The sequence below is a fragment of the Rhodovulum marinum genome (assembly GCF_004343075.1).
In the GTDB taxonomy this organism is placed as follows: domain Bacteria; phylum Pseudomonadota; class Alphaproteobacteria; order Rhodobacterales; family Rhodobacteraceae; genus Rhodovulum; species Rhodovulum marinum.
On sequence record NZ_SLXP01000001.1, the window covers coordinates 116,474 to 134,758 of the forward strand.

At 68.7% G+C, this 18,285-nt stretch carries 19 protein-coding genes; 4 read left to right on the forward strand and 15 right to left on the reverse strand.

What is annotated here, in order from left to right; all coding sequences use genetic code 11:
- Nucleotides 1–123: 123 nt before the first annotated feature.
- The 5 genes from EV662_RS00635 to scpA all read right to left on the reverse strand — a co-directional run bounded on the left by EV662_RS00635 (nt 124) and on the right by scpA (nt 5,269).
- A complete protein-coding gene (locus EV662_RS00635; RefSeq protein WP_132460197.1) occupies nt 124–1,155 on the reverse strand; it encodes an endonuclease/exonuclease/phosphatase family protein in 1,032 nt (343 codons plus the stop codon).
- A 7-nt stretch (nt 1,156–1,162) separates the two neighbouring features.
- Nucleotides 1,163–1,846, reverse strand: coding sequence for a molecular chaperone DjiA (locus EV662_RS00640; RefSeq protein WP_132460198.1), 684 nt, complete (start codon nt 1,844–1,846; stop codon nt 1,163–1,165).
- Nucleotides 1,847–1,856: 10 nt separating this feature from the next.
- Nucleotides 1,857–2,378 carry a GNAT family N-acetyltransferase gene (locus EV662_RS00645; RefSeq protein WP_132460199.1) on the reverse strand — a complete coding sequence of 174 codons (522 nt, stop codon included), beginning with the start codon at nt 2,376–2,378 and terminating at the stop codon, nt 1,857–1,859.
- A complete protein-coding gene (locus EV662_RS00650) occupies nt 2,375–2,992 on the reverse strand; it encodes a VOC family protein (protein ID WP_132460200.1) in 618 nt (205 codons plus the stop codon). The genes EV662_RS00645 and EV662_RS00650 overlap by 4 nt, the downstream gene beginning before the upstream one ends.
- A 144-nt stretch (nt 2,993–3,136) precedes the next feature.
- Nucleotides 3,137–5,269 carry a methylmalonyl-CoA mutase gene (gene scpA, locus EV662_RS00655; RefSeq protein WP_132460201.1) on the reverse strand — a complete coding sequence of 711 codons (2,133 nt, stop codon included), beginning with the start codon at nt 5,267–5,269 and terminating at the stop codon, nt 3,137–3,139.
- Between the two features lie 99 nt (nt 5,270–5,368).
- Between scpA and EV662_RS00660 the strand changes: the two genes are divergently transcribed.
- Nucleotides 5,369–5,842: a DUF4174 domain-containing protein gene (locus EV662_RS00660; protein WP_132460202.1), complete on the forward strand. Its 474-nt coding sequence runs from the start codon at nt 5,369–5,371 to the stop codon at nt 5,840–5,842.
- A gap of 4 nt (nt 5,843–5,846) precedes the next feature.
- On the opposite strand, the gene EV662_RS00665 is transcribed toward EV662_RS00660, so the two are convergent.
- From EV662_RS00665 to EV662_RS00695, 8 genes are all read right to left on the reverse strand, one after another.
- Nucleotides 5,847–7,445, reverse strand: coding sequence for a hypothetical protein (locus tag EV662_RS00665; RefSeq protein ID WP_132460203.1), 1,599 nt, complete (start codon nt 7,443–7,445; stop codon nt 5,847–5,849).
- Nucleotides 7,442–9,442, reverse strand: coding sequence for an acetyl-CoA carboxylase biotin carboxylase subunit (locus EV662_RS00670; protein ID WP_132460204.1), 2,001 nt, complete (start codon nt 9,440–9,442; stop codon nt 7,442–7,444). Before EV662_RS00670 ends, EV662_RS00665 begins: the two co-directional genes overlap by 4 nt.
- A 132-nt stretch (nt 9,443–9,574) precedes the next feature.
- The gene (locus EV662_RS19345) at nt 9,575–9,778 is read right to left on the reverse strand and encodes a hypothetical protein (RefSeq protein WP_165915472.1); all 204 of its coding nucleotides are present in this window, start codon (nt 9,776–9,778) and stop codon (nt 9,575–9,577) included.
- 325 nt (nt 9,779–10,103) lie between these two features.
- On the reverse strand, nt 10,104–10,466 hold the full coding sequence (locus tag EV662_RS00680) for a hypothetical protein (RefSeq protein WP_132460206.1): 363 nt from the start codon (nt 10,464–10,466) through the stop codon (nt 10,104–10,106).
- Nucleotides 10,467–10,535: 69 nt separating this feature from the next.
- Nucleotides 10,536–10,667, reverse strand: a complete 132-nt coding sequence (locus tag EV662_RS19995; RefSeq protein ID WP_279533228.1) for a hypothetical protein — start codon at nt 10,665–10,667, stop codon at nt 10,536–10,538.
- A 199-nt stretch (nt 10,668–10,866) separates the two neighbouring features.
- Nucleotides 10,867–11,262, reverse strand: coding sequence for a DUF6497 family protein (locus EV662_RS00685; RefSeq protein ID WP_243695726.1), 396 nt, complete (start codon nt 11,260–11,262; stop codon nt 10,867–10,869).
- On the reverse strand, nt 11,259–11,654 hold the full coding sequence (locus EV662_RS00690) for a RidA family protein (RefSeq protein WP_207903563.1): 396 nt from the start codon (nt 11,652–11,654) through the stop codon (nt 11,259–11,261). The genes EV662_RS00685 and EV662_RS00690 overlap by 4 nt, the downstream gene beginning before the upstream one ends.
- Nucleotides 11,655–11,705: 51 nt before the next feature.
- Nucleotides 11,706–13,238: an acyl-CoA carboxylase subunit beta gene (locus tag EV662_RS00695; RefSeq protein ID WP_132460207.1), complete on the reverse strand. Its 1,533-nt coding sequence runs from the start codon at nt 13,236–13,238 to the stop codon at nt 11,706–11,708.
- A gap of 366 nt (nt 13,239–13,604) precedes the next feature.
- On the opposite strand from EV662_RS00695, the gene EV662_RS00700 reads away from it, so the two are divergent.
- The 3 genes from EV662_RS00700 to EV662_RS00710 all read left to right on the forward strand — a co-directional run bounded on the left by EV662_RS00700 (nt 13,605) and on the right by EV662_RS00710 (nt 16,872).
- A complete protein-coding gene (locus EV662_RS00700; RefSeq protein ID WP_132460208.1) occupies nt 13,605–14,852 on the forward strand; it encodes a multidrug effflux MFS transporter in 1,248 nt (415 codons plus the stop codon).
- A gap of 77 nt (nt 14,853–14,929) precedes the next feature.
- The gene (locus EV662_RS00705; protein ID WP_132460209.1) at nt 14,930–16,333 is read left to right on the forward strand and encodes a helix-turn-helix domain-containing protein; all 1,404 of its coding nucleotides are present in this window, start codon (nt 14,930–14,932) and stop codon (nt 16,331–16,333) included.
- A gap of 59 nt (nt 16,334–16,392) precedes the next feature.
- The gene (locus EV662_RS00710; protein ID WP_132460210.1) at nt 16,393–16,872 is read left to right on the forward strand and encodes an SRPBCC family protein; all 480 of its coding nucleotides are present in this window, start codon (nt 16,393–16,395) and stop codon (nt 16,870–16,872) included.
- Between the two features lie 22 nt (nt 16,873–16,894).
- Here the strand turns inward: EV662_RS00710 and EV662_RS00715 are convergent, their stop codons facing one another.
- Complete coding sequence (locus EV662_RS00715; RefSeq protein WP_132460211.1) at nt 16,895–17,140, reverse strand: HP1242/YdcH family protein; 246 nt, start codon at nt 17,138–17,140, stop codon at nt 16,895–16,897.
- A 161-nt stretch (nt 17,141–17,301) separates the two neighbouring features.
- On the reverse strand, nt 17,302–18,219 hold the full coding sequence (locus EV662_RS00720) for a DMT family transporter (RefSeq protein ID WP_243695727.1): 918 nt from the start codon (nt 18,217–18,219) through the stop codon (nt 17,302–17,304).
- Nucleotides 18,220–18,285 lie beyond the last annotated feature (66 nt).

An 18,285-nucleotide genomic window follows, 5' to 3' on the forward strand; every position in this document is an offset into this window, starting at 1 on the left:
GTTCGGCGTCGTGGGCGCGGCGTGGGCGGGCCCCCCCCCCCCCCCCGCCCCCCCCCCCCCCCCCCCCCCCGGGCGGCGCGGCGCCCCCCCCCCCCCCCCCCCCCCCCCCCCCCCCCCCCCCGGTCAGAGGTCGATATCGAGGCTGACCGGGAAATGGTCCGAGGCCGCGAGCAGCGCCTCGCGCAGTTCGGGCACGCGGTAGAGACCCGGGTCGTCGAACGGGTGCCAGATCCGCCAGTGCGGGTTCCGGGCGCAGAGATCGGGCGAGACCATCACGTAATCGAGCAGCGCCGAGAGAAAGCGCCCCTCTTCGGCCAGGTAGAACCGCGCCGAGGCCGGCTGGGCGGCCAGCCGGCCCTGCAACGCCTGGCGCGCGTGCGGGTCGTGCAGCCGCAGCCCCGGCGGGCCGTCCTGGCCCAGCACGATTTCCACCCCCGACCGGCCGAACAGCTTTTCGTATTCGTCAAGTCCGGGGCCGTCGTTGAAATCGCCCAGCACGATCAGCGGTTCGCCCGCCGCAAGGTGCGATTCCACCCGCTGGCGCAGCCAGATGCATTGCGCCAGTTGCTTGCGCCGGTTCTCGATCGACACGCGCATGACCTCGTCGGGGGTCTCGGCGCCGTGGGGGGCCTTGGATTTCGCATGCACGCCGATCAGGCGAAAGGAAAAGCCGGACGCGGTTTCCATCGCCAGTTCCAGGGGCGGCTTGGAAAAGCGGATCAATTCGGGGGCGGTGTCCACGTCGACATCCAGCCGGAACACCCCGTCAAAGCGCGGCGCGTCGGCCGACCCCTTCTTGCCGGTGGGATCGCCCCGGGGGTCGTGGCGCGCGGACAGCCGGTCGGGATCGTAGAGCAGCGCGATTTCCTGCTGGGTGTCGTTGGCGAAACCGGTGATCGCGCGGCGGGCGCGCAGGTCCATCACGCGGGCGAAGCCTTCCAGCGCGGGCACGGTCGCGCGGCGCCCGTTGTGGTCGGGCGCCTCGATGACCATGATCGCGTCGGCGTCGAGCGCGGTGAAGACGATGCCCAGCGCCTCGATCTGCTGGTGGCGAGTCACGTCCTGCCGGCCGGACCATCGGTCGTCGTCCAGCAGGGTGCCCGCGTCGTCGAAAAGGCTGTTGAACCACTCGACGTTATAGGTGGCGATCCTCATGGCGGGGTCACGCGGCGCGGTCCGCGACGATCTGTTCCCAGGCGGCGTTGACCGCGATCAGGCGTTTCTCGGCCAGCCGGATCGCCTCTTCGGGGACGCCGCGGGCCTGCATGCGGTCGGGATGGGTTTCGCGCACCTCGGCGCGCCAGACCTTGCGGATGCTGTCCAGATCGTCGCCGGGTTCGACGCCGAGAACGGCATAGGGATCGGGCGTGGCATCGGGCACGAACCGGGCGCGCAGCGTGCGGAACTGCCGTTCGGTCAGCCCGAAGATCGCGGCCACCCGGGCCAGGAAGGCGTCCTCGTCGGGGTGATAGTCGCCATCGGCCAGCGCGATGAAGAACAGCCCCTCCATCAGGTCGCACAGCGGGGTCTCGTCGCCGCGGAACATGCGCGCGATGCGCCGGGCGTATTCCTCGAACCCGGCGACGTCCTGGCGGGCGAGATCGAAGACGCGCGCGGCGTTGGCCTCTTCGGTGCGGGGGATGGTGAACACCTCGCGGAAGGCGGCGACCTCGTCGCGGGTGACGCGGCCGTCGGCCTTGGCCATCTTGGCACCCAGCGCGATCACCGCGATGGTAAAGGCCACGCTGCGTTCGGGCGGCGTGCGCAGCCGGTCGAAGACCTCGGCCAGGCTTTCCCCCTTGGCGAGGGCCGACACGGCGTCAGCGATGCGGGACCAGAGCGACATGGGCGCGAGATTAACGCGCCGCGGGCGCGGTGTCAGGTGCGGCGGAAAGCATCTTTTGCATCAGCACCAGGTCAAGCCAGCGCCCGGCCTTGAACCCGACCTGCGGCAGGCGCGCGCGTTCGGCATAGCCGATGGCGGCGTGAAAGGCGATGCCGGGCGGGTTGGCGGCACTGACCCCCGCGATCATGGACTGCGCCCCGGCGGCGGCGGCGTGGTCCTCGAGCGCGGCCATCAGCGCCCGGCCCAGCCCGCGGCCGCCCGCACCCGGCGCCAGAAGGATCGTGTGTTCCATCGTGTGCGCATAGCCCACGCCCGCGCGGAACTGGCCATAGGTGGCGAAACCGGCCACCGCGCCGTTTTCGTCGGCCACCAGGAAACCATGCCCGGCGGCGGTCCGGGCCTGGATCAGGGCGGCGATTTCGGCGGGCGGTTTCAGGGCGGAATTGAAGGTGACGAACCCCTCGCGGATGAACGGGTTCCAGACCGCGGCGATGGCGGCGGCATCGTCCGGCGTGGCGGGGCGCAGCGTCATTCCAGCACCCGCCGCCCGGACGGCGTGTCGATCAGCGCGCGCATGGCCGGCGCGGGGCCAGAGTGCACGGCGATCAGCGGGTCGTCGATCAACCCGCGCAACGCCAGGCGCAGCGCCTCGGCCTGGGGGTGGACCAGTTCCAGCCCGGCCAGCCGGCAGCCGGTTTCGGGCAACAGCGCCGCGGGATGGGCGGTGCCCTGCCACGCGATCAGCGCGGGGAACAGCCCGTCGAAGGGCAACCGCCCGTCCTCGGGCACCGCCATGCGCCAGCGCAGATCGCCCCGGGCCAGGTCCATCGGCACGCCCGTGCCGTCCGGCGCGCGGGCCAGCGCCGCGTCCAGGTCGTCGCAGCGCGCGATCCAGTTGGTCAGCCGCGGCGGCCCGGCAAAGCGGTCGAGGTCGAACCAGCGCGGGCGGCCGGGCGGCGGCGCGGCGGGGTCGATGGCGATCACCTCGAGATAGAGCCCCGGGCCAAGGCGCAAGAGCCGGTTATGGGTGCCCATCGCGGGATGCCGGCCACCGGCCGAAAGCCGCACTTCCAGCCGGTCCTCGACGGCGGCAACGCCCGCCTCGAGGCTTTCGGCGGCGATGGCCAGGTGATCGAGGGTCAACATCGGCGCGACCTTTTTTTCGTCGGGGCGCGAACGGGGTGCCCGGCCCGGGGACATGACAGACCGCAGCCGAGCGGTATTTTCAACGCGGCATCGGCGCCCGGGCGGGCATTCCCGCCCGTGACGCTGCGTCACGGGCGGGCCGGTTCAGCCGCGCGCTTCGCGGATCAGGCGCAGGATGTCGCTGGCCGCCTCGGGGATGTTGGTGCCCGGCCCGAAGATCGCCTTGACGCCCGCATCCTTGAGGAACGCGTAGTCCTGCTGCGGGATGACGCCGCCGCAGATCACGATGATGTCCTCGGCGCCCTGCTCTTTCAGCGCCTCGATCAGCTTGGGCGCCAGCGTCTTGTGGCCCGCCGCCTGGGACGACACGCCGATCACGTGCACGTCGTTGTCGATGGCGTCCTGCGCGGCCTCTTCGGGGGTCTGGAACAGCGGGCCCACATCGACGTCGAAGCCGATATCGGCGAAAGCCGTGGCGATCACCTTGGCGCCGCGGTCATGCCCGTCCTGGCCCATCTTGACCACCAGCATGCGGGGCCGGCGCCCCTCGTCCTCGGCGAAATCCTCGACCGCCTTCTGGATCGCGGCGAAGCCCTCGTCGCCCTCGTAGGCCGCGCCATAGACGCCCGACAGCGTCCTGACCTCGGCGCGGTGCCGGCCGAACACCTTTTCCATCGCCATGCTGATTTCTCCCACGGTTGCCCGCGCGCGGGCGGCCTCGACCGCGAGGCGCAGAAGGTTGCCCTGGCCGCTGGCAGCGGCCTGTTCCAACGCGGCCAGCGCCGCGTCGCAGGCGGCCTGGTCGCGGGTGGCGCGGATGCGGTCCAGCCGGGCGATCTGCGCCTCGCGCACCTTGACGTTGTCGACGTCGAGAATGTCGATCTCGTCCTCTTTCTCGAGCCGGAACTTGTTGACGCCGACGATCACCTCGTCGCCGCGGTCGACGGCGGCCTGCCACTTGGCGGCGGCCTCTTCGATGCGCAGCTTGGGCATGCCAGAGGCCACCGCCTTGGTCATGCCGCCCATCTCGTCGACTTCCTCGATCAGTTTCCACGCCGCGTCCGCCAGGTCTGCGGTCAGCTTTTCGACGTAGTAGGAGCCCGCCAGCGGGTCGACGACCTTGGTCACCTTGGTTTCGTTCTGCAGGATCAGCTGGGTGTTGCGCGCGATCCGGGCCGAGAATTCGGTGGGCAGCGCGATCGCCTCGTCGAAACTGTTGGTGTGCAGCGATTGCGTGCCGCCGAGAACCGCGCTCATCGCCTCATACGCCGTGCGCACGATGTTGTTGTAGGGGTCCTGTTCGGCAAGCGACACGCCCGAGGTCTGGCAATGGGTGCGCAGCATCAGGGATTTGGGGTTCTTCGGATTGAATTCCGACATGATGCGGTGCCAGAGGAACCGCGCGGCGCGCAGCTTGGCGATTTCCATGAAGAAATTGGTGCCGATCGCAAAAAAGAACGACAGCCGCCCGGCAAAGGCGTCGACGTCAAGGCCCCGGGCCAGCGCGGTCTTCACGTATTCCTTGCCGTCGGCCAGCGTGAAGGCCAGTTCCTGCACCAGGTTCGCGCCGGCCTCTTGCATGTGGTAGCCGGAAATCGAGATCGAGTTGAACCGCGGCATGTCGGTCGAGGTGTATTCGATGATGTCGGCCACGATCCGCATCGAGGGTTCGGGCGGGTAGATATAGGTGTTCCGCACCATGAACTCTTTCAGGATGTCGTTCTGGATGGTACCCGACAACAGCTTGCGGTCGACGCCCTGTTCCTCGCCGGTGACGATGAAATTCGCCAAGACCGGGATCACCGCGCCGTTCATCGTCATCGAGACCGACACCTGGTCCAGCGGGATGCCGTCGAACAGGATCTTCATGTCCTCGACGCTGTCGATGGCCACGCCCGCCTTGCCCACGTCGCCCACGACACGGGGGTGATCGCTGTCATAGCCGCGGTGCGTGGCCAGGTCGAAGGCGACGGACACGCCCTGTTGGCCCGCCGCCAGCGCCTTGCGGTAGAAGGCGTTCGATTCCTCGGCGGTGGAAAAGCCCGCATATTGCCGGATGGTCCAGGGGCGGCCGGCATACATCGTGGCCTTGGGGCCGCGGGTGAACGGCGCCTCGCCGGGGACCGAGCCCATATGCGGCAGGCCGTCCACGTCAGCCTCGGTGTAAAGCGGCTTGACGGCGATGCCCTCGGGCGTCTGCCAGGTCAGGTCATCGAGGCTGCGCCCCCTCAGTTCCTTTTCGGCCATCGCGGCCCAGCGTGCGGTCTTGTCCGTCATCGGATCGTCCCTTCTCGTGTCGCCCGCGCGGCGTTTCGCGCGGGTTCAAGCTTCGCTTTCCGCCCGAGCGCGCCTATATGAGATGCGTCAGGAGGGTTCATGGCTAAACGTCTTGCGTTTCTCGTGTTTGCGGCGGTGGCCGCGCTGTCGGGCCCGGCCCGGTCGGCCGAAGAAGCCTCACCGGTGGCGCGCTGGGAGGCGGACCATTCGGTGATCCTGAACGGCGCCGAAGTCACGCTGTCGGATTTCCACTGGATCGCGCGCCCGCTGGTGGTTTTCGCCGACAGCCCGGCCGACCCGCGGTTCCAGCAGCAGATGGATTTGCTGACCGCGCGGCTGAACGAGCTGGCCGAGCGCGACGTGGTGGTGATCGTCGACACCGACCCCGACGCGAAGAGCGAACCGAGGATCACGTTGCGCCCGCGCGGTTTCATGCTGGCGCTGATGGCCAAGGACGGCAACGTGCTGTTCCGCAAGCCCCTGCCCTGGGACGTGCGCGAGATCGGCCGGTCGATCGACAAGCTGCCGCTGCGGCAGCAGGAAATCCGTGACCGGCGGGCGTTGACGCAATAGCGGGTCATCGCGGCGCCCCGTCGAATACGAAGCGCGCGCCCTGGGGCAGGCTGGGGGCAAAGGCGGCCAGTTGCGCGCGCAGGGGTTCGGCCGCGCCGGGCCGGGTGGCGTAGAAGGCCACCATCGGGCCCGCCGCAAAGCCCCGCTTGCCCTCCATCCACAATTCGCCCAGGCGCACCCAGTCGGGGCCCACGGCGGGGGCCAGCCAATGGTCGTAGATCATCGCCAGGTCGGCCCCGTGGCGGGCGGCCAGCGTATCGGCCCAGGCCGGCGGCCCGCCCGCGCGGCGCGCCTCGAGCGCCGCGCGCGAGGCCAGCCCCCACAGGTCGAGCACGTGGTTCGGGTTGCGCCAAGCGACCCGGCCGATATCGTTGACCGCGACCGGCGCCGCGACGTGGTCGCGCGCGAACCGGGCCATCTGCGCCTGTTGCAGGTGGATCGCGCGGGGCGAGGCGGTGCCGTCCGTCGCAAGCGCGGGGCCGTAAAAGGCCAGCGGCACGGCCAGAAGCGCCAGCGGCAGGACCGGGGCCAGGCGCATGGGGCGGGCGTGCCCCGCAACCGTCGCCCGGCCCAGCGCATAAACCGCCGCGGCCACGGTGAAGACCACCGCGTAATGTTCATAGCGGTGGCCCCAGCCCATCCGGCCGAACAGCAGATGCGCAAAGGCCACCAGCGCGCCCGCCAGCACCACCGGCCCGAGGGCACGCCGGAGCGGCGGCGGCGCCATGGCCGACACCGCCAAGAGCACCAGCGCGGCGCCTGCGATCAACGCGCCCGCCGGGTAGGCCAGCTTGACGATCAGGCGGGCCAGCACCCAGTCCAGCCCGCCACTGCCGGGCACGACGGTGCTGGCCAGCTTGGCCATGACCGAATTCGGCAGCGGGCCGATGCCATGCGCCGACAGAAAGCCCGAGAAGGCCAGAACCGGCAATCCCGCGCCCAGCCCCAGCGCCAGCGCCGCGCGCACCCGCCCGGCCAGCAAGAGCGGCAGGCAGGCGGCCAGGGACACCGCCAGCCCCTCCAGCCGGACCAGCGGCCCCAGCACGATGCCCAGGGCCAGCAGCGGGCCGATCCGGCCATCCTCGGCAAAGCGGACCAGTCCCAGCAGAACCGCGAGCGACAGCGCGGCATGGAGCGCATGCTCCATCCCCAGGAAGGCCACGCCCGCCATGTTCAGCGCCACCGGGCCAAGCGCGGCCAGCGCAAGGCCCAGCCGCGGCATGGCCCCGAACCCGGCACGGGCCAGCAGCACGCCCCAGGCCCAGGCCGCCGCCGCCAGCGCGGCAAGGTTCAGCACCAGCGGCACTAGCCGGATCGCGCCGGTGCCCGTGAAGGGGGCCAGCAGGAACGGGTAAAGCGGCGAGGACGAGGCCGAGGCGTATTCGCCCGGGTTTACCCCGTAGCCGCCCGCCGCGATGCTGTCGGCCATGGCGAGGTGGATATAGACGTCGTCCAGCGGGTATTCGAAGACGCCGCCCGCGCGGAAGATCGCGATCCCGTTCAGGATCGCGAACCACAGCACCGCGCCCGCCCCCGCCGCCGCCCCGAACGGGACGGCAGAACGGGCGGCCGCGGCACCGGCAAGGGCGGCGTCACCGGTCATTCGAATTCCATGATCACGTCGTCGACGGCCAGGCTGTCACCCGGGCCGGCGTTGATCTTGGTGACGATGCCCTTGCGTTCGGCGCGCAGGATGTTTTCCATCTTCATCGCCTCGACGGTGCACAGCGCCTGGCCCTCCTGCACCTCCTGGCCTTCCTCGACGTCGATCTTCACGATCAGGCCGGGCATCGGGCAGAGCAGCAGTTTCGAGGTATCGGGCGGCAGTTTCTCGGGCATCAGCGCGGCCAGTTCCGCCTGGCGGGGCGTGTAGACCGCCACGCGCATGTCGGCCCCACGCGTGCGGATGCGGAAGCCGTTGGGCGATTTGCCGACCTTGAGCACCAGGGGGTCGCCGTCGATCTCGATCCGCGCAAGGCTTTGGCCCGGGGTCCAGTCGGAGGTCACACGGTGGGTGTCACCCTCGGCGAAGCGGATGGTCGAGCCCTGGCGGTCGGCGTCGATGGTCAGTTCGAACCGCTCGCCCTGGGCGACCACCACCCAGTCGGTGCCCACGGTGCGTTCGTGGTTGTCCATCGTCCCCGAGATCCGCGCGCGCCGGATTTCCGCCACCCGGAACATCGCAGCGGCCGCGGCGGCCACCCGGCGCAACTCGTCGCGCGGCAGGGTCACGCCCTCGAAGCCCTCGGGGTATTCCTCGGCGATGAAGGCGGTGGTGATCTCGCCCGAGCAGAACCGCGGGTGATCCATCACCGCCGACAGGAAGGGCAGGTTGTGGCCGATCCCCTCGACCTCGAACGCATCCAGCGCGGTGCGCATTTCCTCGATCGCGCCCGCGCGGGTGGGCGCCCAGGTGCACAGCTTGGCGATCATCGGGTCGTAATACATGCTGATCTCGCCGCCCTCGTAGACGCCGGTATCGTTGCGCACGACAGCCGCCTCATGCGCCGATTCGGCGGGCGGGCGATAGCGGGTCAGCCGCCCGATGGAGGGCAGGAAGTTGCGGTACGGGTCTTCGGCGTAAAGCCGGCTTTCCATCGCCCAGCCGTTCAGTTTCACGTCGTCCTGGGTGATCGACAGTTTTTCGCCGGCGGCCACGCGGATCATCTGTTCGACAAGGTCGATGCCGGTGATCAGTTCCGTCACCGGGTGTTCCACCTGAAGGCGGGTGTTCATTTCCAGGAAGTAGAAATTCTTTTGCCCGTCGACGATGAATTCCACCGTCCCGGCGGACGCATAGCCCACGGCACGCGCCAGCGCGCAGGCCTGTTCGCCCATCGCCTTGCGCGTCGCCTCGTCGAGGAAGGGGCTGGGCGCCTCTTCGATGACCTTCTGGTTGCGGCGCTGGATCGAGCATTCGCGTTCGCCCAGGTAGATGCAGTTGCCGTGGCTGTCGGCCAGCACCTGGATCTCGATATGGCGGGGTTGGGTGACGAATTTCTCGATGAAGATGCGGTCGTCGCCGAAGCTGTTCGCGGCCTCGTTCTTGGACGACTGGAAGCCCTCGCGCGCCTCTTCGTCATTCCAGGCGATGCGCATGCCCTTGCCGCCGCCGCCCGCGGACGCCTTGATCATCACCGGGTAGCCGATCTCCCCGGAAATCTTCACCGCCTCGTCGGCATCCTCGATCAGGCCCATATAGCCCGGCACGGTCGAAACCCCGGCCTCTTGCGCCAGCTTTTTCGAGGTGATCTTGTCGCCCATCGCCTCGATCGCGGTGGCGGGCGGGCCGATGAAGGCGACCTCGGCCTTTTCAAGGGCCTCGGCGAACAGCTTGTTCTCGGACAGGAAGCCGTAGCCCGGGTGCACCGCCTGCGCGCCGCTTTCGCGGATCGCGGCCATCACCTTGTCGATCACGATATAGGACTGGTTCGCCGGGGGCGGGCCGATATGGATCGCCTCGTCGGCCATCTGGACGTGCAGCGCATGGCGGTCGGCGTCGGAATAGACCGCCACCGTCTTGATGCCCATCTTGCGGGCGGTCTTGATGACCCGGCAGGCGATCTCCCCCCGGTTCGCGATCAGGATCTTGTCGAACATCTACGTCCCTTCCAGCCTTCGGCCGGGGTTTGCCGCCCCGGCGCACGAAAAAACGAAGGGCCACCGGGGCGAGATGCCCCGATGACCCTGTCACACGGTGTCACGGCAGGCCGCGCGGCCCGCCGGTTCAGATCAGTTGCAAACGCCCGCGTCGTCGCACAGCGCGCCGGCCGCCGCACCGACGGCCGCGCCGGCCACCACGTTGGTGTCCAGAACGTCGGCCACGACGGCGCCGCCGACCGCACCGGCCAGCGCCCGGTCCCGGTCGCTGGACATGTTGCACGCCGACAGCGCGCCGATCGCGGCCAGCGCCGCGAGCACCTTGAGATTGCGCATCCTACTCCGCCTCCTTGGAGATTATCCTTGCGGGGCGAGTTTACTGCGAAGCCGGGCCGCGGGAAACGGAAAACGCGGGCCGCGCGGGTTCCCGCGCACGCCGCGCGGCGCAGGGCCCGCCCCAAGGGGGTAGGCCTGACCCTAATGGGGTCAGGCCTGGGGGTTGGGGAAGGGTAACGGTAGTACACGACGCGAAGGCGTAGGGGTGTCGCCTTGCCGCGTCGAAAGTCAGGATTCCCCACTTGCCCGCAAAAGAAAAGCCCACAACGGAAAGGCGAGTGGATTTGGGCCGATTCCCGCCGATCGCGGAATTCCCTGCGCAGATTCATGCCGACCCCTCGCCCTCGAAGGCCTGGGGGAAGGCGGCGCGGGCGCGGGCCACGTCGATCCGCAGCAACGCCTCATAGCTTTCGGGGTCGAACGGGTCCTCGGCGGGCACGACCTCGCGCCCGAACAGCCAGGACAGGCGGCCCGCGTCGAGATTGCCCCTCTCGAACGGGGCGTCACCGAAATGCGCCCAGAGCGCGGCCATGAAGGCGGCGTCGGCCCGGCGGTCGGCCGGGCGGCGGTCGGCATAGCGTTCGCGCGCGACCAAGCGGGTGGCGCCCTTCTTGTCGTTCGCACGGCGGATCGTGAACTGGAAATCGGTGCCCGGAAGGCGGCCGGGAAAGCCCCTGTGCTTCAGCATCGCGCATCCCCCCGGGACAGGGCCTGCGCGGCGGGTGTCGGGGCGGGCCGGGCCCGCCCCGCGCCCGGATCAGTACTTGTTGTAGGTCGGCTCGGCCGCGACGGGCGCGGGCTCGACATAGACGACTTCTTCTTGCTGCGCGCAGGCCGCGACGAAGGCCACGAGGGACAGCGCCATGACGGCCTTGATGCTTTTGGACATCCGAAACTCCCTTGTCTTACTGGGGCCGGGAAATCCCACGCCCCGATCACGAAACAGGTCACGTTTCCGCGACCTTCCGCGATCATAGACCAATCGCGGGGCAATGCACATGGCACGCGCCGGGATACGGCGGGATGTGACTCAAAAAACGCAGCGTTCCGCCACGCTGAAACGCGGCGCATGACAGGGGCGCGCATGGTCAGAATCCCTCCCAGATACAGCGGCCATCCTCGGGGCGGTAGGCCTCGAAGAACTGTGTCGCCTGCGGGTCTGGATCGCCGAAGGTGACGGGCCGGTCCATCAGCGTGACGACAATCTGCGAGACCTGCGGGCCGATCCCGGGCAGGCGCGGCAGGGCGAAGGTTTCGCACAGGTATTCCATGTCGCCCGCGGCGATCTCGAAGGGCATGGTGCCGGCATCACGGGCGATCTGCGGCGCGATGAAGCGGAACCGCACGGTCAGCCCCGCGGGCCCCGGTTCGCCGGTGATGGTGTCGTGATGGGTCACCGGCTGACCCGAGGGCACGTCAAGCGGCACCTGCGCGGCGGCCGGGGCGGCGCAAAGCGCCAGGGCGTATGCCAGGTGGCGGCTCACGCACCGGGCCTCCGGGCGAGGCAGTCGATTTCCACCAGCGCCCCCACGGCCAGCGCGGTCACCCCGATGGTGGTGCGCGCCGGGCGCCGGTCCGCGGGGAAGTAGCTGGCGTAGGTTTCGTTGAACGCTGCATAGTCACGCTCGAACGCGGTCAGGTAACAGCGGCACTGGACCACGTGCGACAGGTCGAGCCCCACGCCCTTGAGCACGAGTTCCAGGTTGTCCATGACCCGGGCCGTCTGCGCCTCGATCCCCTGGGGCAGGGGCGCGTCGGGCGCGTTTGGGTCGGTGGGCATCTGGCCGGTCAGCATGACCCAGCCGTCCGCCTCCACCGCGTGGGAGAACGGCGCGACAGGGCGCGGGCCGCCTGGGATCATGTGGAACTCGGGCATCGGTTCTTCCGTCAGGGGGCCGGCGCGGGAGGCACGCCGGCCCGGCCGGGTTCAGAGCGGGATGTTGTCGTGTTTCTTCCAGGGCATCTGGCGTTTCTTGTTGCGCAGCGCGGCGAAGGCGCGGCTGACCCGGCGGCGGGTGCTGCGCGGCTGGATCACCTCGTCGATGAAGCCGCGTTCGGCCGCCACGAAGGGGTTGGCGAAGCGGTCCTCGTAATCGGCGGTGCGCTGCGCGATCTTGTCGGCGTCGCCCAGTTCCGAACGATAGAGGATTTCCGTCGCCCCCTTGGCCCCCATCACCGCGATTTCCGAGGTCGGCCAGGCATAGTTGATATCACCGCGCAGGTGCTTGGAGCTCATCACCACATAGGCGCCGCCATAGGCCTTGCGGGTGATGACCGTGACCTTGGGCACCGTCGCCTCGCCATAGGCGAACAGCAGTTTCGCCCCGTGCTTGATGACGCCGTCATATTCCTGCTTGGTCCCGGGCAGGAAGCCGGGCACGTCCACGAAGGTCAGGATCGGGATGTCGAAGCAGTCGCAGAACCGCACGAAGCGGGCGGCCTTGCGCGCCGAGTCGATGTCCAGGACGCCCGCCAGCACCATCGGCTGGTTCGCCACCACGCCCACGGTGCGCCCCTCAAGGCGGATGAAACCGGTGATGATGTTCTTGGCGAATTCTTCCTGGATCTCGTAGAAATCGCCCTCGTCCGCGACCTTGAGGATCAGTTCCTTCATGTCGTAGGGCTGGTTCGGGTTGTCGGGGATCAGCGTGTCCAGGCTGGTCTCCACCCGCTCGGGGTCGTCGAAGAACGGGCGCACGGGCGGCGTCTGGCGGTTGTTCAGCGGCAGGAAATCGACCAGCCGGCGCACCTCGTACAGCGCCTCGACATCGTTTTCGAAGGCGCCATCGGCGACCGAGCTTTTCTTGGTGTGGGTCGACGCGCCGCCCAGTTCCTCGGCGGTGACGTGTTCGTTGGTCACGGTCTTCACCACGTCGGGCCCGGTCACGAACATGTAGGACGAGTCGCGCACCATGAAGATGAAATCGGTCATCGCCGGGCTGTAGACTGCCCCGCCCGCGCACGGCCCCATGATGACGCTGATCTGCGGCACCACGCCCGAGGCCTCGATGTTGCGCTGGAACACCTCGCCATACCCCGCGAGGCTGTCGACGCCCTCCTGGATGCGCGCGCCGCCCGAATCGTTGATGCCGATCACGGGTGCGCCGTTCTGCATCGCCATATCCATGATCTTGCAGATCTTCTGGGCATGCGTCGCCGAGACCGACCCGCCCAGCACGGTGAAGTCCTGGGAGAACACGTAGACCTGTCGGCCGTTGATCGTGCCCCAGCCGGTGATCACGCCATCGCCGTAGGGGCGGTTCTCTTCCATCCCGAAATCGGTGCAGCGATGGGCCATGAACATGTCGAACTCTTCGAACGAGCCCTCGTCCAGCAGCAGGTCGATGCGTTCGCGGGCGGTCAGCTTGCCCTTGCTGTGCTGGCTGGCGACCCGTTTTTCCCCGCCGCCCTGGCGGGCGATGTCGCGGCGGCGTTCAAGCTCGTTCAGGATGTCTTTCATCGGCGCTGGCCCCTTGCGGAAATTTGCGGCAACCTATCGGGGGCGGCACGCGGTTCAAAGCGCAATTCGGTAAATTTGCAAACTATTGGCAGAATTCGTGCTGCAAAATGCAAATCCGCAAAGGAGGCGCATGCGCAGCGACCTCGCGATCCAGACGGTCATGGTCCATGCCGAGAGCGAGGTGGCCATGTCATCACCGGCGGCGAGGCCGATCGAGGAGGCAACTTCGCGATCGGCACACGCGTTCCGAAGCGCGATCCGGCCAATCCGTTGCCGCGCGGCTATCGCATGGCCGACACCTGGCCAGCCTGCCCGGAAAAATTTGACCGGATGGACAAAAGCGGCGATGGGGCGTAACCGGGAACCATGACTCAGCCACCGATTGTCCGGTTCCTCGACCGCAGCACGCCGCCGCATATCGTGACCCTCGTGCTTCTGGCCGGAATCTCGGCGCTGTCGATGAACATCTTCCTGCCGTCGCTGCCCAACATGACGGCGCATTTCGACACCGAATACCGGCTGATGCAGCTTTCGGTGGCGCTGTACCTGGCGGTGAACGCGGTGCTGCAACTGGCGATCGGGCCGATTTCCGACCGGTACGGGCGGCGGCCGGTGCTGCTGGTGTCGATCGCGCTGTTCATGCTGGCGACGCTGGGCTGCATCTTCGCGCCCAGCGCGGGGGTGTTCCTGGCCTTTCGCATGGCGCAGGCGGTGATCGTGACCGGCATGGTGCTGAGCCGGGCGGTGGTGCGCGACATGGTGCCGGACGCGCAGGCGGCCTCGATGATCGGTTATGTCACCATGGGCATGGCGCTGGTGCCGATGCTCGGCCCGGCGGTGGGCGGGGTGCTGGACCAGGTGTTCGGCTGGCAGGCCAGTTTCGCGATGCTGTTCCTGTGCGGCGCGCTGGTGCTGGCGCTGACCTGGGCCGACTTGGGCGAAACCGCCGCGCCCCGCGAGGTCAGCCTGGTCGGGCAGTTCCGCGAATATCCCGAACTGTTCCGCTCGCGCCGGTTCTGGGGCTATGCGCTGGCGGCCAGCTTCGCCTCGGGGGCGTTCTTCGCCTACCTGGGCGGCGCACCCTTCGTCGGGTCCGAGGTGCTGGGCCTGCCGCCCGCCGCGCTGGGGCTGTATTTCGGGCTGGTGGCGCTGGGCTACATGGGCGGCAACTACCTGTCGGGGCGGTTCTCGGTGCGGGTGGGCATCAACGGCATGATCCTGCGCGGCACGCTGGTGGCCTGCCTGGGTCCGGCGTTGTCGATGCTGCTGTTCGGGCTGGGCATCGGGCATCCGCTGGCCTTCTTCGGAGCGATGGTCCTGGTGGGGCTGGGCAACGGGATGACCCTGCCGAACGCGACCGCGGGGATGTTGTCGGTGCGCCCGCACCTGGCGGGCACGGCCAGCGGTCTGGGCGGGGCGATCATGATCGGGGGCGGTGCGGGGCTGTCGGCGCTGGCCGGTGCCCTGCTGGTGCCCGGCACCGGCCCCTGGCCGCTGTTGGCGATCATGCTGGCGACCTCGGTGCTGGCGGTGCTGTCGGTCCAATATGTCCAGCGCATCGACCGGCTGGAGGGGCCGCTGGCCACCCGCCCGCCGCGCCCCCCGCACGGCTGACGCGCCCGCTTGCGCGCCAGCTTTGCAAAGACTACTCCATTCATGCGCAAATCCGCAAACCAGGGGACCTGCCGCCGATGGCCAACCGCAAGCTGTATGCCGGGGTGAAACTGCGCGAGACGCGCACGCGCCTGGGGCTGACGCAAAAGGAATTCGCCGCGCGGCTGGGTATATCGCTGCCCTATCTGAACCAGATGGAGAACAACAACCGCCCCGTCTCCTCGACGGTGCTGCTGGCGCTGGCCTCGGAATTCGGGTTCGACGTCACGGAACTGTCCTCGGGCGACGCGGAGCGGCTGGTCAGCGACATGCGCGAGGCGCTGGCCGACCCGGTGTTCGGGGAACTGGCCCCGCCGCTGGCCGACCTGCGGCTGGCCGCCTCGAACGCGCCGGCGCTGGCGCGCGCGTTCCTGGAACTGCACCGCGCCTATCGCCAAAGCCATGAGCGCCTTGCCTCGCTGGACGAGGCGTTGGGGCGCGAGGATGCGGGTTTGCAGCCGTCACCCTGGGAAGAGGTGCGGGATTTCTTTCACTATTGCGACAATTACATCGATGCGGTCGACCGCGCCGCCGAACGGTTCGCCCGCGCGTGCACCGGCCCCGAGGAGTCCGAACGCCGCGCCGCCGAGGCCCTGGAAGCCGCCGGCATAACGCTGAAAACCGGGGATATTCCCGGCGTCCGCCTGTATGACGAGCCGCGCCGCGCGCTGACCCTTTCGGCGCGGCTGAATGGCGCGACACGGCGGTTTCAGCTGCTGCATCAGCTTGCACTTCTGGCACAATCGCCCCTACTGGAGGCGACGCTGGACCTGGCCCGGTTCCAGACCCAGGAGGCCCGCGACATAGCGCGGATCGGGATGGCGAACTATTTCGCCGGGGCGGCCCTTCTGCCCTATACCCGCTTCCTCGATGCCGCACAGGAGACGCGGCACGACCTGGAATTGCTGGCCGACCGGTTCGGCGCCTCGATCGAACAGGTCGCGCACCGGCTGTCCACCCTGCAACGCCCCGGGGCCAAGGGGCTGCCGTTCTATTTCGTGCGGGTCGACCAGGCGGGCACGATCACGAAACGCCATTCGGCAACGCGCCTGCAATTCGCCCGCTTCGGCGGGGCCTGCCCGCTGTGGAACGTGCACCGCGCCTTCGAGACGCCGGGCCGGTTCCTGCGCCAGTTGGCCGAAACGCCCGACGGGGTGCGCTATTTCTCGCTGGCCTGCGACGTGACCAAGCCGGGGGGCGCCTGGGGCGCGCCGGTGCGCCGCTTTGCGATCGGGCTGGGCTGCGAGATCCGGCATGCCGACCGGCTGGTTTATGCCGACGACCTGGACCTGACGAATTCCGCCGCGTTTGAGCCGATCGGCATTTCCTGCCGCATCTGCGAGCGCCGCCATTGCCACCAGCGCGCGGTGCCGCCATTGGAACGCCGGCTGAGCGTGGACCCGAACCGGCGCGGCGTGCTGCCCTACGAGGTCGCGGAATAGTTTTGACGAGTCCCCTGCCCGGCCCGTAAATGAAATGGGAACGAACAGGGAGGAATTCGATGGAACTCACGGGCAGCCGCGTCATCGCGGCCGACCGGGCGGCGGTGTGGGAGCGCCTGACCGACCCGGACACGCTGAAGGCCTGCATCCCGGGCTGCGAGGAACTGGAGGGCAGCATCGCGGACGGGTTCGAGGCCACGGTAAAACAGAAGGTCGGCCCGGTGAAGGCGACCTTTCGCGGCGCGGTCACCGTGTCGGACCTGGTGCCGGAGCAAAGCTATACCATCTCGGGCGAGGGCAAGGGCGGCGTCGCCGGGTTCGCCAAGGGGCGCGCGGATGTGCGCCTGGAAGACACCGAGGAGGGCGGCACGGAACTGATTTACGATGTGCATGCCGAGGTGGGCGGCAAGCTGGCGCAGCTTGGATCACGGCTGATCCACGGCACGGCACGCCGGCTGGCCGACCAGTTCTTCGACAATTTCGCCACCGCGGTCGAGGGCCCCGCCGAAGAAAAGGAAGGCGAGGCCGCCGAAGGCTAAGGGCGCCGGACGCCGGCCCGGATCAGGCCACGGCGTCGTGCAGGATGCGGGCGATCTCGTCCTTGAGATGGACCCGCTTCTTGCGCATCTCGGTCAGGTGCAGGTCGTCGGTCGGCTCGATATCGGTTTCGGCCCGGTGCACGGCGCCGTTGATTTCGTGATACTCGTCGAACAGGCGCGCGAAATGGGCGTCCTTTTCCTTGAGGTCGTGAATCAGCTTTGCCTGTCCCGGAAAGTCCTCGGCCAGCTCGTGCGGCGTGTTGGTCATTCCGCCCTCCTTTCTCCCATGGGTTCGGCCGAGCCTAGGGGCCGCGTGGAACGGGTGTCCTTGACCCCGATCAAAGCCGTGCAGGTCGGACAAAGGAAACCGTGCGGGGGCGCGGGCGGCACCATGCGCGGCGCATCGGGCCGCCCCCGCGGCACGCCCGTCTACAGCTTGGTCGCCTCGGGCGGGGGCGTCATGGCACGGCGTTTCAGCATGGCCTCGCGCCAGGTGATGAACACCACCGCGCCCACGATCATCGCCCCGCCCAGGATCACCCAGCCATCCACCGCCTCGCCGAAGACGAGCCAGCCCAGAAGCGTCGCCCAGACCAGTTGCAAGAAGGTGACGGGCTGGGTCACCGTCAGGGGGGCGGCGCGGAACGCCATGGTCATCGAGTAATGCCCCGCGGTCGCGAAGAACGCGACGCCGAACAGCCAGGCCAGTTGCGTCAATGTCGGCGTCACCCAGACCGCCAGCGCGAAGGGCGCCAACGCGATGGTGACCGAAATCGACAGCATGGCCACCACCACCGCGGCCGAGTCGCGCTCGCTCAGCCGCTTGGCCATCAGGTAGGAGCCGCCGAAGAACAGCGCGGTGAACAGCATGGCGACATGGCCGTCCGACACCTCGCGGAAGCCCGGACGCAGGATCACCAGCACGCCGATGAAGGCCACCGCGATGGCCAGGATGCGCCGCGCGGCCAGTTTCTCGCCAAAGACCAGCGCCGCGCCGATCGTCACGTAGATCGGGTTGAGATAGTTCATCGCCGTCACCTCGGCGATCGGGATGCGGGTCATCGCGTAGAACCAGCAGATCACGCCCAGCGCATGCGCCAGCCCCCGCCAGCCATACAGCGCCAGCGTGGCCCGGTCGATCCGCACCCGCCGCAACAGGCCCAGCATCGGCAACAGGAACACCAGCCCCAACACATAGCGCAGGAACGCGGCCTGGGGCGCGGGCACGCCGGTGCCGACAAGTTTCACAAGCGCCGTCACCGCCACGAAATTCGCGCCGGTCACGAGCATCCAGAGGATCCCCGCGAGGGGCCGTTGACCCCGGGATGCATCCGCCTTGTCCACCATGGGCGAACTTGACCCCATGCCCGGCGCGGGTGCAAGGGGCACGCTGCCCGGGCCGGGCGGGTGCCG

Bases quoted from the DNA above. Each gene is read 5' to 3' on its own strand.
- EV662_RS00635 (WP_132460197.1), bottom strand. From the start codon at position 1,155: ATGAGGATCGCCACCTATAACGTCGAGTGGTTCAACAGCCTTTTCGAC.
- EV662_RS00640 (WP_132460198.1), bottom strand. From the start codon at position 1,846: ATGTCGCTCTGGTCCCGCATCGCTGACGCCGTGTCGGCCCTCGCCAAG.
- EV662_RS00645 (WP_132460199.1), bottom strand. From the start codon at position 2,378: ATGACGCTGCGCCCCGCCACGCCGGACGATGCCGCCGCCATCGCCGCG.
- EV662_RS00650 (WP_132460200.1), bottom strand. From the start codon at position 2,992: ATGTTGACCCTCGATCACCTGGCCATCGCCGCCGAAAGCCTCGAGGCG.
- scpA (WP_132460201.1), bottom strand. From the start codon at position 5,269: ATGACGGACAAGACCGCACGCTGGGCCGCGATGGCCGAAAAGGAACTG.
- EV662_RS00660 (WP_132460202.1), top strand. From the start codon at position 5,369: ATGGCTAAACGTCTTGCGTTTCTCGTGTTTGCGGCGGTGGCCGCGCTG.
- EV662_RS00665 (WP_132460203.1), bottom strand. From the start codon at position 7,445: ATGACCGGTGACGCCGCCCTTGCCGGTGCCGCGGCCGCCCGTTCTGCC.
- EV662_RS00670 (WP_132460204.1), bottom strand. From the start codon at position 9,442: ATGTTCGACAAGATCCTGATCGCGAACCGGGGGGAGATCGCCTGCCGG.
- EV662_RS19345 (WP_165915472.1), bottom strand. From the start codon at position 9,778: ATGCGCAATCTCAAGGTGCTCGCGGCGCTGGCCGCGATCGGCGCGCTG.
- EV662_RS00680 (WP_132460206.1), bottom strand. From the start codon at position 10,466: ATGCTGAAGCACAGGGGCTTTCCCGGCCGCCTTCCGGGCACCGATTTC.
- EV662_RS19995 (WP_279533228.1), bottom strand. From the start codon at position 10,667: ATGTCCAAAAGCATCAAGGCCGTCATGGCGCTGTCCCTCGTGGCCTTC.
- EV662_RS00690 (WP_207903563.1), bottom strand. From the start codon at position 11,654: ATGCCCGAGTTCCACATGATCCCAGGCGGCCCGCGCCCTGTCGCGCCG.
- EV662_RS00695 (WP_132460207.1), bottom strand. From the start codon at position 13,238: ATGAAAGACATCCTGAACGAGCTTGAACGCCGCCGCGACATCGCCCGC.
- EV662_RS00700 (WP_132460208.1), top strand. From the start codon at position 13,605: ATGACTCAGCCACCGATTGTCCGGTTCCTCGACCGCAGCACGCCGCCG.
- EV662_RS00705 (WP_132460209.1), top strand. From the start codon at position 14,930: ATGGCCAACCGCAAGCTGTATGCCGGGGTGAAACTGCGCGAGACGCGC.
- EV662_RS00710 (WP_132460210.1), top strand. From the start codon at position 16,393: ATGGAACTCACGGGCAGCCGCGTCATCGCGGCCGACCGGGCGGCGGTG.
- EV662_RS00715 (WP_132460211.1), bottom strand. From the start codon at position 17,140: ATGACCAACACGCCGCACGAGCTGGCCGAGGACTTTCCGGGACAGGCA.
- EV662_RS00720 (WP_243695727.1), bottom strand. From the start codon at position 18,219: ATGGTGGACAAGGCGGATGCATCCCGGGGTCAACGGCCCCTCGCGGGG.